Origin of the sequence: Streptomyces sp. SID5643 (assembly GCF_009872555.1) — a bacterium.
Classification (GTDB): Bacteria; Actinomycetota; Actinomycetes; order Streptomycetales; family Streptomycetaceae; genus Streptomyces; species Streptomyces iakyrus.
The window spans coordinates 1-14,269 of sequence record NZ_WWIC01000219.1 but is presented as its reverse complement, the minus strand read 5'-3'; the positions used below and the strand labels follow the sequence as shown (position 1 = coordinate 14,269).

Sequence of the window (14,269 nt, the reverse complement as noted above, 5' to 3'; positions counted from 1 at the left end):
TGTATCGCGCGCAACCGACTTGCCGACACACTGGAACCTGCCTGACAGCACGCAAACGGGCGATTCGCGGCTCCCTGGCTACGGAGGCGGCCGGACAGGCGCGCATCCAGACAGTCACACCCGCGATGTCGCGTAGATCTCCACAACGATTCTCCGAGGCAGGGGGCCATGGACGCACAGGAAGACCCCGATGGCCGTTTCGTCAAAGCGGAGCGACTGCTGCAAGGGCTGGCCATGGCACTGATGCGGCTCGGTGTGGAGCTGGACATCCGAGATGCCGACCATAATGACTGGCGGCCTCTCGTGCGGCAGCTCTACGTGCTGAGCTCGCTCGGGGGGCATCGATTCGTCTCGATCGCCGGCGAGCAGGGGGCCGGTAAGACACTGCTCGCCCGCAACTTCTATCCGGAAGCGAGCTCTTGGCTTGAGGACAACACCGGCTTGGGCGAGAAGTGCCCGGTCGCCATCGTCGAGAAGGCCGGCCTTCAGGAGCCCCGCGGGGTGGTCGTCTTCGGGCGATCCGGCGTCGACGCGGAGCGAACGGGCCAACTGGTCGACCTGCGGTACTACTCCGCCGACCAACGGGAGGAATGGCGCCGGCATGTGAAGAGCCAGGATGCCCGCGTGCTGCTCACCCAGCTCGAAGTCCCGCTCAGCTTCTGGCAGCTGGAAGGCACCGGGTTCGTGCTGCTGCCCGGCCTGGAACGGGGCCGGGCGCAGGAGCAGTGGCAGGAGCTGATGAAAATCGTCCTGGCCACCAGCCCAGCCGTGCTTCTGGTGGCCGATGAACGCCGACTGGCCAACGCCGGACAGCCCGAGCTGCTGAGCCTGCTGCGCCGGGGTGAGGACGATCTGCACATGGTGGTGGCGGTGACACGTTGTGAGGCATCCGCCTCCGAGGTGATCGAGGAGCGCATCGCCAGGGCGGTAGAGGTGTTCGGGACCGACCCGCGGGATGTCGTGCCCGTGGGGAAGGACGGCAGTAGCCCGAAGAACTGGATCGCCACGCTCAGGGAGCGCCTCGACGCCAAGCGCGGCAGTGCCAGGGACAGCCGGCGGCTGGAGACCCGCCTGATGCAAGAGCTGATCCGACGAGATCTTGCGGGTGTGCTCAGGTCGGCGAAGGCAGTGCGCGACCGCAAGATCCTCGACAGCCAGACCGCCGACCAGATCCAGACACTGCTGGACGAGTTCGACCAGGCGAGCGACGGCCTGCGACGTACCCTCGCCCCCAACGTGGACGAGCGCTATGGCCGGCACCTGGACCGAGCTTCGGCCAGGTTGACGAAGCTGTTGAAAGACAGCGGAGGGTTCAAGGAAGCAGGCACCCGCACTCTCGAGTTCCTGCGGCTGCGAGGCAACGAGCGAGACGACCGTTTGACCGAGCTGGTGCGGGAGGCGTGGCTGACATCTGCGGAGTCGGAGCACCCGGGGTTGCCCGGGCCCAACGCCGCCTACTTGGAGTGCATCGAGGCGACCGTCCAGATCCAACGGCAAATCCACTCGGGAGCCTTCACCAGCTCTCTCACCCAGGGGCGCCTCGATCGCGATGTCGCCCTGGTGCTCACGGGCCGGCCACCAGCCGACGCTGCCGACGCACCCTCCGCCGAGCCGCAGGACGCTCATGTACCCACCGTCAGAGTCAGCGGGCAGCTCGTCGAAACCGTCAAGGCTCTGCCGTTCATGACACTCGACGCTCGGGCCTTCGCGGTCGGTGAGCTTGCCATGCCCGACGGCTCACTGACGACGGACAAGTCGCCCGATGAGCTGTCGCACCTGCTGCGCGATCTCGCGGACGAGCGAAAGGCGCTGCTGGGTACCGTCGGCCTCCTGCTGGGTACGGATCGGTTCGTCACGGAAGACATCGACCTGGTCACGAACGTGGGACAGCTCTCGGCCGGTCTGTTTGCGGGTGGCGTGAAGTCCGCCGGGGCGAGCGCGACCGTCTCGACGCTGCTGCTGACCACGCTCGGTGTCGGTGTCGTCAGCGCCACGCTTCTCAAGGCCGGCAACAACACGATGGCCGAACGCGCCCGCTTGGCCTCGTTGTTGCTGAAGCGGCACAAGGAAGTGGCCGAACAGCAGGTACTCGAAAACGTGGACGAGCTGCTGCGCGTGACCCGGGACGTCCTGCAAGCCCGTTTGCAGCGGGCATTGGGGGCGGACAGCGAACTCAACAGCCAGTTCCGGTTGGTGTCGGCCACCCGTGCGGTGGAGAGCTATCGCGAACGGATGCTGGAGGCGCTCGGCTTTGCTGAACTCGGATGACCTCGATCGGCTGCGCTGGTCCTGGTCAGCCGAAGCCGTCGCCTGGCTGCGGGCCAGGCTGCGGGGCGTGGACCAGGCGCTCGAACAGTCCGACCTTGCTCATGTGATGGTGCTCGGGGACTCGCAGGTGGGCAAGACCACCCTGCTGCTGAGGCTGCTCGGCGTGACCGACCCGAAGCTCGCAGCCGAGGCGGCCGTCCCTCTGCGGGCTGGGCGGGGGCGCGGCCGGTCGGCAACTCCGGTGCCCATCCGGTATCAGTGGTCCGGAGACCCGGACCTGTGGTCCTTCGCCTACGACGACCCGGGCGACACCTCTCCTGCGCAGCCGGGGACGGCCTGGCTGACGTCCGGGCAGCTCGAAAAGCGGCTGAGGTCGTTCCGAACCGGCGCCACAGGAGACGGACTGCGGTGGGAATCAGGGGCCCGACCGCTCGAGATCGGGCTGCCCGGACGCTTCGCCGGACCTGAGAAGAGAACTGACATCAGAGTTTTCGACCTGCCGGGACTGCACGGCGCGGGGCCCCAAGAGCAGGAGGCGGCAAAGGCCCTGCTGGCCCTCTACGCACCCGTGGTGGACCATGTCGTCTTCGTCGTTTCGGCGGATCAGTTCGCCGAGATGGTGCGAGACCCGGCGATCACCGAGAACCCCTTCCTGCTCGGTTGGGGGGAGCAGACGCACCGCTTCAGCATGGTGTTCACCAGGGCGTTCAGCGGTGAAAGTGTGCGCAGGTATCTCCATGAGGTGCTGGGCGAGGCCGACTCTCCCGACCGGAACCACAGCCGGATCACAGAGGCCGTGCAGGGCCACTACGCTCGTGAATTGCTTGTTTCGGAGCTGCCCTCGGTCGCTCCGAGCGCCCTGTATCCGGTGGAGATCGGCGAGTCCTGGCAGGAGTTGCTGGACAGCGACGCCGGATACGCCGAGGCAATGGCTCCCGTCTGTGACGAGCTGTTGCGAAAGCTGAGCGAAACCGTTGCCCGCTACTCGGACGTCGACCGCAGGCATCTGGCCGTGTCGGAAATCGCCGCCAGAGTCGAGATCATCGTGCAGGACAACGCCAGACGTCGTCACCAGGCCCTGCTGGACGCGGCGCAGGCCCGGCAGCGGGCCAAGCGTGCGCACAACGAGGCGTGCGTCTTCGTGAAGCGGGCCGGGGCGGCCGCGGAAGCCGCTCGCCGGAGAAGCCAGTCACTGCGCGAGAGCTTGGAGGAGCTCGCCGGGTGGCCCATCGCCTACGCCCGTCCGGCCGCGCCGGAGATGAAGGGCAATCTGGTCCGCGCGAAACAGGAGGAGGAGCGCGCCGCCTGGACAGAGGCCGCCCGCAAGGCCTGGACCGCTTGGAGGAGAACCGTCGGGGAACCGGCCGTGCCGCAGCAGCCGCCACACGACCTCAGTGCGAGGATACGGAAGAAGTATGACAAGTTGTGCCGCTGCTGCGAGCTCTGTGAACAGGGATGGCTGAAACGCCTCGTCCGGGATTCAGAGACCCCAAGCTACTGCTACGCGAAGATGACCGGCGTCGGCCATGACATGCCGGCCTGGATCCGGAAGACCCTGTGTGCGCATGCCGGTTCGGCGGCCGACCAGCTTTCCAAGGCCGAAACCGACGCCGAGCAGCAGTGTGAGGTCGCGTCGCGGTACGCCGACCGGACCGCCGAGGCACTGGCACGCGTGGCCGCAGAACTGGACAATCTACTCGAAGCGGCGGCTGAGGAAGAGGCCGAGGACAAGGCCAACCTCAGCGTGGCCCGTTCGGTACGGAGCGTCCACAGTGAGAGAAACGAGACCCACGTCCAGCAGTTGCTGGAACGGGCGGCACGCTCGGACGGTGACGAGCGCTCCTGGCTCGTTCTGGCCGCGCTGCGTGCGATCCACGACCTGAACCGGATGTTTCCATGACCGATGAGCCCCCTGCCCACGAGCCTCTGTGGGCCTCTTTCCGGGATGTCGTAGAGCAGCTGACCGGACCGCTTGCCGCAAGCACGATCGAGCGCGTCGCCGAAGAGACGGAGCGGCTCGACAAGTCTCTGGCCGAGTTGAGGAAGGGCCTGAGCGCGGTGGCGGTCGAGCAGGACGACATCGCACGCGCCCTGAAGAAGCGACAGGAGTCGTTGCTACGCGGAATTGAGGGGCTGCGCGGTCAACTGGAGGCCCACGAGACCCGGTCGGCCGCCGCCCATGACGACACGGCCGCCCTTCTCCGTGAACTGAGCCGGTTCACCGCGGACGCCAGGGCGTCAACGGCAGCGCTGGAAGCGGTGGTCGAGGACCGGCTGGCCAGGTTCCGTACTTCCCTGGCGGTCGACGTCGAGGCGATGCGCGCCCGCCAGTCCGCTACCGAACGATGGGGGCGGATGACAGTGGTGATGGTCTTCCTGACCTTCGTCCTCGCGGCCGTCGGAGTCGTCGTGCGCTGACCGGTGCCCTCGCCGGGCAAGGGTCCGTAGCTGTGCCGCGCCTGGCCGGACCCTGTAGCGGCCCATAAGGCTAGGGCCCACTGCGGCGACGCAATCTCGGCCACCGAAGGCGCCTCACCTGTGCGGCGGCTGTCTCTGCAGCCACGAGATTGCTGCGTGCGGCCAGGGTGTTGGGATGGTCGGGGCCGAGGATCCGCTCGAAGTCGGTGAGGGCTTGGCGGTGTAGGTCGGCGGCCTCCCGATGGTGACCGAGGTGGTGCAGTGCACGGGCGAAATTGGTGCGGCTCGTAAGGGTGTGGGGGTGGTCGAAGCCGAAGACGCGCCGGCAGTCACTGAGATTGCGGCGGTGCAGGTCGGCGGCTTCTTGGTGCTGGCCCAAGTGGTCAAGGGCGCGGGCGAGGTTGTTGCGACTGTTGAGGGTGTCGGGGTGGTCGGTGCCGAGAGTTCGTTCGCGGTCAGCGAGATTGCGGCGGTGCAGGTCGGCGGCTTCCTGATGGCGACCGAGGCGACGCAATGCGAGGGCGAGGTTGTTGCGGCTGGCCAGGGTGTCGGGGTGGTCGGGGCCAAGAGTTCGTTCGGAGTCGTTGAGGGTCTGGCGGTGTAGGTCGGCGGCTTCCTGGTGCCGGCCGAGGTGGTCCAGGGCGAGGGCGAGGTTGTTGCGGGCGGTGAGGGTATCGGGGTGGTCGGGGCTCAGGATGTTCTCGTAGTACGCGAGGGTTCGGCGGAGGAGGTGGGCGGCTTCCGGGTACTGGCCGAGGTCGACAAGAGCAAGGGCAAGGTTGTTGCGGCTGTTGAGGGTGTGCGGGTGGTCGGGACCCAGGGTGCGTTGACGGTCAGTGAGCGTTTCGCGGTGCACAGTGGCGGCTTCGTGATGGCGACCGAGGCGGCGCAAAGCGAGACCGAGTTTGTTGCGGCTGACGAGAGTGTCGGGGTGGTCGGCCCCGAGGTGACGTATCTCTGCGTCCAGAACCTGCTGACGTAGGAGGTGTTCTTCGGAGGTGGCGCCGGCTTCATACAGTGTGTCGGACAGGGCATTGAGTGTGTTGCGGGTAGCCACAAACGTGTCGTCCTGGATGTGGTTCAGGAACGGCAGGAGATGAGGGGCGAGCAGGCGGGCGGTGGGCCAGCCGGCACGCCGGGCTCGGACGGTGCCGTCCACAGCACGCGTGAGATGCGCGTGAAGAGCGTTGCGCCACGAGGTGATATCGGTCCCCGCGAGGTTGGTGGCCATGACCTCACGAACCAGCGGATGCAGAACCAGCGGGCCGATTCCGGTGGGGGCGCCGTCCCCGTCCGGTGCGTTCGGCGCGGCCCCGGGGATGTGCAGGAGGCCGTACCGGTGAAGCCCGGCCAGAGCCTCATCCAGAGCGGTTACGGTCACGTTCTGACCGGTGGCTTCGGCCAGGAGGGCGGGAGTGACAAGGGAGCGGGGGATGGGGGCTGCTTCCAACAGGGCCAGCAGGTGCAGCAGAGGGCGGGCCAGGGTGTGACCGTCGGTGTGGAGCTGGTCAAGGGAAAGGTCCCACGTGTGCCGTACGACGGTGCGGGCGATGTGCGGATCGGAAGCGGCTTGGGGGTGCTGAGCCCCCAGAAGGTCACCGAACTCCCGGTCCAAGGCCTCCCGGTAGGCGGTGAAGTCGCGGTAGCGGCTCGTCGCGGTGGCCAGGTACCGGCCCGCAGCGTCGAGAGCCAGAGGCAGTCCTCCCAGCCGCGCGGCCAGCGCCCCCGCCTCTTCCTCGCTACCAGCTGATGGCGCTGCATCGCGCAGGACTGCGGCCGCGGCTGCCTCCTGAAGCGGCTCCAGATCGAGTATCCGTGCCTGCGGTCCCCAAGTGCTTGCCGCGGTGTCCCGGCTTGTGACGATCAACAGCCCGGCGCCCTCAGGACGTAGCCATCCCCGATAGACCGCTACCGCATCCCTCGTCGGCCCCACCCGCCCGGGGCGGTCGACGTTGTCGATGACCACCACCCACCCCGGCACCGCAGCCAAGTGTTCCCACACCACATCGACCAGCACTGCCTGGCCCCGCCGCGCCGCGTCGAGTCGGCCTTCGGAAAGGTCCAGGGCTTGTCCGATCCGGATGAGGTCTTCGGCCAAGCGACCGGCATCGTCCTGCCATTGGACCCAGAACACCGCCGCCCCGGCCTGCTGCGCGCGGCGAGCGGCTTCGGCGGCAAGGGTGGTCTTGCCAAGGCCGCCGGCCCCGCACAGCACTGCCATCCCCCCACCGGAACGCAGACGGTCCAGCAAGGCCAGTTCACCGTCCCGGCCCCGTACGGGTGCTGTCGGAACCGGCGGCCTCAGAGACGCATTGGCTGCGACGGCAGGCACCCACTCCCGTGCTGCGGGTGCACTGTTCCCCGCCACGTCGGCCTCCGCCCGGCCGGGCGCTCGCAGGGCGTACAAGGAGATCGGCAGGCTGAGCACAGCAATGGTGCCGCCGACGACGCTCGCCGTCTGGTCCGCCTTTTCCAGTCCGTAGCGGACGACCGCCCAGACCACCGTCCCGAGAACGGCAGCCAGCGACGCCACCAAGAGCCAACGGACCCACTCGCCCGGCCTGTTCGGCCTTGCTCCGCCCATCCGTTCCCCCGATCGTGGCTGTGGGGCAAGGATGCCCCGGCCGTCCGCGGCGGAAGCCCTGTCGTAGCAGCGAGAGGAGCATGAGGTGGGGCGGTGAGGAGTCGCTGTCCCCTGTCGGTATCCCTGATCACATGCACCGCGCCGTCGAACGCGCTCGACAAGACCCCTTGAGGCGACTGAGGGAATGAGGGCAACAGCAGCCGATCACCCCGGACCGTCGCTGTGCTTCTGCCGGATCTGCTGGGCGACGTCACGCAGCTTGATGTTGTGGTGCTGGGAGATGTTGCGCAGCACGCTGAAGGCGTCCTCCTCGCTCATGCCATGACGTTCCATCAGCATGCCCATGGCCTCGCCGATGGCGTGCCGGGTCTCCAGGGCGTGTTCGAGCTGGTCGATCGTGCGCGCGTCCGCGAGGGCGACCGCGGCGTGCGAGGCCAGCAGCCAGCCGGCGGTCGCGATGTCCTCGGTGAAGGTCCCCGGGCGGCGAGCGTACAGGTTCAGCGCGCCGAAGTCCTCCTCATGGGTGTAGAGCAGGACCCCGGTCATGCTGCCGATGCCCAGTCCGCGCGCGGCCTCGGCGTACCGCGGCCAGTCCGGCTGGGGCAGGGTCAGGTCCGCGATCCGGTACACCCGCTCCTTGTCCGCTCGGCGGGCGAGATCGAAGCACGGCCCCTCGCCCAGTTCGCCCTGCAGACGGTCGGATTCCTCGACCATCTCCCCGTAGCTGGACAGTGTCACGGCGCGGCCCTTGCGCACCGCGAGGATCCCGGCCGCGTCGCAGCCGTCCACCAGCTTCACGGTCGACGCCGCGATCTCGTCCAGCGTCTGCTGTACCGAGTCCTGCTTCAGCAGGGTCCGCGCGAGCACGGCCATTTCCTCGGCGAACTTCTGCCACTCCATCGCCACCACCCGGGTCGATCATCAGTCCGGCCACCCTATGCACAGCCTGATCCCTGCGCGGCGAAGGCGCCAGGACCGATGAGCCGGAATGTGAAAGGGGGCCATGCGTGTGTTTCCCGCGCCCCGGTCCCATAACCTCGTGCTGGGAGACGTCGGACGCCAGGTGCACGCACCGGTGAGGAGGCGAGGGTGCTCGGTCGGGGTACGGGTGCGCGGCTGCTCGCGGGCGCCGTGCTGGCGGTCTGCATGGTGCTGGTCGGCCCCAGCGCACCGAACGGCGGCCTCTTCGCCGGGCCGCGGCACGCCGCGGCCGCCGGGGACGTCGTCTCGAACCGGGTCATGACCTGGAACATCTGCAACCCCTGCACGGTGAGTGACGTCGACCGGGCCGCGGACATCGCCGCCTACGCGCCCCAGGTCATCGGCCTGCAGGAGGCGTGCGTGCGTGACGTGGAGAGGATCCGGGAGTATCTGGAGAACCTCCACGGGCTGGTCTACCACGTCGAGTACGGGTCCGTTTTGCGCAAGTGGGGCCGCTGCGGGGGAGCGCCGTGGAGTCCGGGGGCCTTCGGCCAGGCGATCCTCTCGGCCGCACCCATGACGGACCCCGTCCAGGTCGAGTACCCCGACGGCGGGTCCGAGGACCGCGGGTACATGGCCGTCACCACCCTCGTGGCCGGACAGCCCGTCCGGGTCTTCAACACGCATCTCGCGCAGCGGCGTCAGGAGGCGGTCCGGGCGGACCAGACGCGCGTCCTCGCAGCGGAGGTCGCCCGGTACGAGCGCGCGATCGTCCTCGGTGACTTCAACGCCGTGCCGGACGCCCCGGAGCTCTCCCGGATGTGGGCGCTGGCCACGGACGCGGACCCGCAGTGCCGCCCGTCGCCCACCGGGACCTGCCGGCCGACCACCGACTGGCAGAGCAAGTTCGACTACGTGTTCCTGCGCGGCTTCGCCCCGCTCAGGCACCGGGTGCTGCCGACGCCGTCCTCGGACCACCACCTGCTGCACACCGACGTGAAACCGGCCTGAGCGGGCGTGCTGGCCGGCTCTGCCCTCCCCGATGCCCGCCTCCGCAGGTCAGCGGCCCGCACCGTGATCACGGACCCCGCGGCGGGACCCCGTGTCGCCCCGCGACGTGGAATCCTCCGTCGTATGGGCATACGGGGAGGGCAGGTAACCAGGGCATGCCGGCGACAGGGACGCCGGCCCGATCAGCAGGGAGGCCGCGATGACGGGGCCGGAGCACACGGAGACCGTTCACGGGCCGTCCGTGCCGACAGCGTCCGTCGTGCTGGCCGGGACCCTGGAAGCCATCGGCGCGGGCGCCTATGTCGTGGACGAGCAAGGCTGCATCATCGCCGCGAACACCCGCGCCGAGCAGCTCCTGGGCCGGTCCGCCGATGAGCTGATGGGACATGACGCCCACGACCTGCTGCACCGCGGCCCGCAGGGGGAGCCCCTGCCGAGAACCCGGTGCGCCATGCGGCAGTCCTTCCACGCCGGGCGCACGGCCCAGTCCGACGAGGACTGGTTCGCCCGCGGCGACGGCACCCTGCTGCGCATCTCCTGGCTGATCACGCCGTACGACGTGGGCGGCCGCCACGCCGGGACGCTCGTCGTCTTCCACACCCCCGACCACGACCAGGCCCCCGACCCGCTGCCGGAGCCTGCGACCCAGCCGCTCTCGGAGTTGCACCGGCTGGCCCTGCTCGCCGAGACCACCGCCCAGCTGACCTCCACGCTCGACGTCGACGAGGCGCTGCGCAGGCTGATCGCGCTGGTCCTGCCCCGCCTCGCGGACTGGCTCGTGGTCGACCTGATCACCGAGCGCGACGAGGTGTGGCGCACCGTCGTCGTCCACTCCGAGGGTGACACGCTCACGCACCACGAGGATCTCCAGGGGCCGATGCCGCCGATCCCGGAGGAGTCCCCGATGCCCCTGTCCAGGGCCCTACGCGGGGTCGCCTCCAATCTCGCCGGCCCGCAGACCTACCAGGGGCCGCCCGACTCCGGCATCGCGGTCGAGCAGCGCCGCCTCTTCGACGCCACCGGCATGCACTCCGCGGCCATCGCGCCCATCCGCAGCACCCGCGCGGTCCTGGGAGCGCTGACCCTGGGCCGCGAAGAGAACCCGGCGCCCTTCACCCCGGTGGACCTGCCCCTGATCGAGGACATCGCACGCCGTGCCGGCCTCGCCCTCGACAACGCCCGCCTCTACCAGCGCCAGCGCAAAGTCGCCGAGACCATGCAGAACCACCTGCTGCCGCAGATGCCGGGCGTCTCGGGCCTTCAGATGACCGCCCGCTACCTGCCCGCACCGGACGCCTCACAGGTCGGCGGCGACTGGTACGACGCCTTCCCCCTGTCGGACGCGTCCACCGCCCTCGCCATCGGGGACGTCGTCGGCCACGACCTGGAGGCGGCGGCCGGCATGGCACAGGTCCGCAACATGCTCCGTGCCTATGCCTGGTCCCAGCACGAGCCCCCCAGCCGCATCGTCGAGCGGCTCGACGAGGCGATCCAGCACATCACCGACGTCACCATGGCCACGACGATCTTCGCCCGGGTCGAACCGGCCGAGGACGGCCACTGGCAGCTGTCGTGGACCAACGCCGGCCACCCGCCGCCGCTGCTGATCAGCCACGACGGCCTGGCCGACTACCTCACCGAGGGCCACGGCATCCTCCTGGGCACCCAGACCGGCACCCGCCGCCCGGACGCCACCGCGCAGTTGCCGCCCGGTTCCACCCTGGTGCTGTACACGGACGGCCTCGTCGAAGCGCCCCGCCGCACCCTCGACGAGGGACTCGAGCGACTGCGTCAGCATGCCGCCGCCCTGGCGCACCGCCCCCTCGCCTCGTTCACCGACCAGCTCCTGCGCCGCGTCCGCCCCTCCGGCAACGACGACGACGTCGCCCTCCTGGCCGTGCGTGTGCCCGAGCGCTGAACCCGGAACGGGCTGTGCACAGGGGGCAGGGCCACACCGACCACGCTCCTTCTCTCCGTCGAGCCGTCGCCCGTGAACGAGACCGCCGGGCGCGGAACATCTCCTCGGCCCCAGGCGGGCCGCGCGGCACCGGAGCCGGCCGGGCCCCCGTCGCGAAATGCGCTGGTGACGGGCGCGGGGCCACCCTCATACTGGCGCGGTGGATCCAGTGACTCTCGAAACCGGGCGTCTGGTGCTGCGGCCCTTCGGGCCGGCCGACGCGGACGCGGTGTACGACGCCTGCCAGGACGAGGACATTCAGTTCTACACACCGGTTCCCGTACCCTTCGGACGGCAGGACGCCGAGAAGCGGGTCTGCGAGGAGTGGCCCCACGGCTGGGTCTCCGACGACAACTACATCCTCGGGGCGTTCCGCAAGGACACCTCGGCCCTCGTCGGCTCGTACTGCCTCACCAGGGTCAGCCGGGGCGTCTACGAACTCGGCTACTGGGCCGTCAAGGAGCAGCGGGGCCGGGGTTACACGGTCGAGGCCGCGCGAGCGCTCTGCGACTGGGGGTGGGCCACGCTCGACGTCCACCGCATCGAGTGGTGGGCCATGACCGGGAACACCGCCTCGCGTGCCGTGGCCGAGCGGCTGGGGTTCACCGTCGAGGGGACGCTGCGCAGCCGCAGCATCGCCAACGACGGCCAGCCGCACGACTGGTGGGTCGGCGGACTGGTGAGGCCCTGACGTGGAGGGTGTGAGAAGAGGCGGCGCGGCGGGGCGCGGTGTGCGAGTGGGCCTGCTCATGGCGTGTGTCCCGGGCATCCCGTGGGCCGCTCTCGCCCTGGGGGTGGCCCTGGTGGAGTTCCTCCGGGGAGGGGACACCGAACTCGCCGCCCGCGACGTGCGCTACGGCGTGCTGCTCACCGGGGGAAGCCTGTCGGCCGGTGCCCTGATGGGCCTGATCCTCGCCGGGGGACTGGCCCTCGCGGCGCGCGCCGTCACCCGTCCGTGGGCCATCACCCTCACGGGAGCGCTGCTCGGCGCGCTGGTCTTCCCCGCCGAGTTCCTCGTCGTCGCGATCGGCACGGACGGGGCCGTCGCCCAGCTCGGCATGACCTTCCTCGCATGGCCGTTCATGGCTGCGGTGGCGGCCGCGCACAGCACGGACATCGTGGGCCGCACCCGCAGGCGTGCCTGGCTGTGGGCGCCGGCGCCGGCACCGGGGGAGAGGCCCTCGCCGGTTGCCGACAGCGCCTGACACCGTCACCGCCGCTCGTAGGATGGCGCGCGTGATGGTGGGGACCGAACAGACCCGGCTGGTCGTGCTGCGGGGCAACAGCGGGGCCGGTAAGTCGTCCGTCGCGGCCGGGATCCGCGAGAGGTTCGGCCGAGGAGTGGCGCTGGTCGGACAGGACAATCTGCGCCGGATCGTCCTGCGGGAAAGGGACCGGCCCGGTGCGGCGAACATCGGTCTGATCGATCTGACGGCCCGCTACGCCCTGGACGCCGGGTACCACGTCGTGGTCGAAGGGATCCTGTACGCCGACCACTACGGCGAGATGCTCACCCGGCTGCGGGCCGACCACCGCGGGCCGACCCACGCGTACTACCTGCACGTGCCGTTCGAGCAGACCCTCGTCCGCCATGCCACCAAGCCGATCGCGCACGAGGTCGGTGAGGCGCAACTGCGCGACTGGTACCGCGAACTGGACCTGCTGCCCGGAGGCGTCGAGACCGTCGTCGGCGCCGAGAGCACCCTGCGCGAGACCGTGGACCGCATCATGCACGGCACCGGCCTGGCAGGTCTCCCCGCTCTCGACCTCTAGTCACCCGTCCGTACGCGCCGGGGAGGGCGTGAACCGCGCGCCGCGGTGAGGATGGACGGTGCCGGGCGCCCGCGTCGGCAGCTCGGTGCTGCCGCCCGACGCGACGCGCGGCTGTCGCTGCCCGTACGCGCGAGGGAGAGGTATGACCGAGACCGACGAGGCCGGGGTCTCCGCCGGGACCGCATGGCCCTCGGCGCACCGCGATCCGAGGACCGGCATGGTCGACCTCCGGCGCGTCGGGGCGAATCCCGACTACTGGTACCCGGTCGCACTGTCGAAGAACGTGCGCGGCAAGCGGACGTTCGCGACGGCGTTCGCCGGCGAGCGCATCGCGCTCTACCGCGGGGAGAGCGGCACCGTGTACGCGCTGGAGGACCGGTGCGCACACCGTCAGGTGCCGCTCAGCATGGGCGTCGTGGAGGGCGAGGCACTGCGCTGCTGCTACCACGCGTGGGCCTATCGCGGCGACGGCCGCATCTCGCAGATCCCGTACCTCTCCAAGGGCGACGGCAGACCGCCGCGCGGCGTGCGCGGCTACCCCGTCCGCGAGGCGTACGGCCTGGTGTTCGCGTTCCCCGGTGACCCGGACAGGGCGGCCGTCACCCCGCTGCCCGACCTGCCGGCCTTCGGCTCGCCGCGGTACAAGGCGATGACCTACTCCCGGACCGTGCGCTGCCACTACTCGTTCATGCACGAGAACCTCCTCGACATGAACCACCAGTTCCTGCACCGGGGCGTGGTGGGCAGACTCCGTCCCGAACTGCTCGACTCCCGGACCGACGAGCGGTCGGTGGAGGCCAGGTACCTGTTCAGTCACACCGGGGGGAAACGCAACCGCGGGGCCAGTCTGCTGGCCGCCGAGGGCATCGGCGGCAGCGACTCCCGCGACGTCATGACGATCCGCACCGAGTACCCGTACCAGACGCTCGACCTGGTTCCGGAGAACGCCGAGCGGCCGGCCTTCCGGCTCTGGGTCGCCTATGTGCCCGAGGACGCCGAGCAGCGCAGGTGCCACACCTTCGGCCTGCTCATGATCGAGAAGCCCCGGGTTCCCGGGGCTCTGCACCTGGCCTGGCCGCTCATCAGGCGCTTCACCGAGCGGGTGTTCGCCGAGGACCGGATGGCCGTCGAGGCCGAGCAGCGGGCCTGGGACGAGCAGGGCGAGGACCGCAACCGCGAGGTGTTCTCCCTGATCCTGGACGTACGGGAGGTGCTGCGCACCAACGGCGTCCCGATCCGCCCCCGGGCCGCCGCGTGCGGAGCCGCCCCGATGTGCGACGGCCAGGACCGCGGGCCGGCCCCGGGAGCGGACGCCGGCACTCCTTGACAGCCGGCTC

Annotated in this window: 11 protein-coding genes; 9 read left to right on the top strand and 2 right to left on the bottom strand. The window is 69.9% G+C overall.

The window, feature by feature from the left end; translation table 11 throughout:
* The first annotated feature begins 168 nt into the window (after positions 1-168).
* The 3 genes from GTY56_RS24855 to GTY56_RS24845 all read left to right on the top strand — a co-directional run bounded on the left by GTY56_RS24855 (position 169) and on the right by GTY56_RS24845 (position 4,686).
* Positions 169-2,268, top strand: a complete 2,100-nt coding sequence (locus GTY56_RS24855; protein WP_161367549.1) for a hypothetical protein — start codon at positions 169-171, stop codon at positions 2,266-2,268.
* Positions 2,269-2,335: 67 nt separating this feature from the next.
* A complete protein-coding gene (locus GTY56_RS24850; protein WP_161367548.1) occupies positions 2,336-4,168 on the top strand; it encodes a hypothetical protein in 1,833 nt (610 codons plus the stop codon).
* The gene (locus tag GTY56_RS24845) at positions 4,165-4,686 is read left to right on the top strand and encodes a hypothetical protein (RefSeq protein ID WP_161367547.1); all 522 of its coding nucleotides are present in this window, start codon (positions 4,165-4,167) and stop codon (positions 4,684-4,686) included. The genes GTY56_RS24850 and GTY56_RS24845 overlap by 4 nt, the downstream gene beginning before the upstream one ends.
* Before the next feature lie 70 nt (positions 4,687-4,756).
* Here GTY56_RS24845 and fxsT read toward each other — a convergent pair whose 3' ends face one another.
* Positions 4,757-7,219, bottom strand: coding sequence for an FxSxx-COOH system tetratricopeptide repeat protein (fxsT, locus tag GTY56_RS24840; RefSeq protein WP_346345565.1), 2,463 nt, complete (start codon positions 7,217-7,219; stop codon positions 4,757-4,759).
* Positions 7,220-7,474: 255 nt separating this feature from the next.
* Positions 7,475-8,170, bottom strand: coding sequence for a GAF and ANTAR domain-containing protein (locus GTY56_RS24835; RefSeq protein WP_161367545.1), 696 nt, complete (start codon positions 8,168-8,170; stop codon positions 7,475-7,477).
* 246 nt (positions 8,171-8,416) lie between these two features.
* On the opposite strand from GTY56_RS24835, the gene GTY56_RS24830 reads away from it, so the two are divergent.
* The 6 genes from GTY56_RS24830 to GTY56_RS24805 all read left to right on the top strand — a co-directional run bounded on the left by GTY56_RS24830 (position 8,417) and on the right by GTY56_RS24805 (position 14,259).
* Positions 8,417-9,202: an endonuclease/exonuclease/phosphatase family protein gene (locus tag GTY56_RS24830; protein ID WP_237525014.1), complete on the top strand. Its 786-nt coding sequence runs from the start codon at positions 8,417-8,419 to the stop codon at positions 9,200-9,202.
* Positions 9,203-9,401: 199 nt separating this feature from the next.
* Positions 9,402-11,120, top strand: a complete 1,719-nt coding sequence (locus GTY56_RS24825) for a SpoIIE family protein phosphatase (RefSeq protein ID WP_161367544.1) — start codon at positions 9,402-9,404, stop codon at positions 11,118-11,120.
* A gap of 199 nt (positions 11,121-11,319) precedes the next feature.
* Complete coding sequence (locus GTY56_RS24820; RefSeq protein ID WP_161367543.1) at positions 11,320-11,850, top strand: GNAT family N-acetyltransferase; 531 nt, start codon at positions 11,320-11,322, stop codon at positions 11,848-11,850.
* Between the two features lie 58 nt (positions 11,851-11,908).
* Positions 11,909-12,364: a hypothetical protein gene (locus tag GTY56_RS24815; protein WP_161367542.1), complete on the top strand. Its 456-nt coding sequence runs from the start codon at positions 11,909-11,911 to the stop codon at positions 12,362-12,364.
* A gap of 22 nt (positions 12,365-12,386) precedes the next feature.
* Complete coding sequence (locus tag GTY56_RS24810; protein WP_161367541.1) at positions 12,387-12,932, top strand: AAA family ATPase; 546 nt, start codon at positions 12,387-12,389, stop codon at positions 12,930-12,932.
* A gap of 142 nt (positions 12,933-13,074) precedes the next feature.
* Entirely contained in the window at positions 13,075-14,259 is a 1,185-nt protein-coding gene (locus GTY56_RS24805; RefSeq protein WP_161367540.1) for a Rieske 2Fe-2S domain-containing protein, read from the top strand.
* The last annotated feature ends 10 nt before the right edge of the window (positions 14,260-14,269 follow it).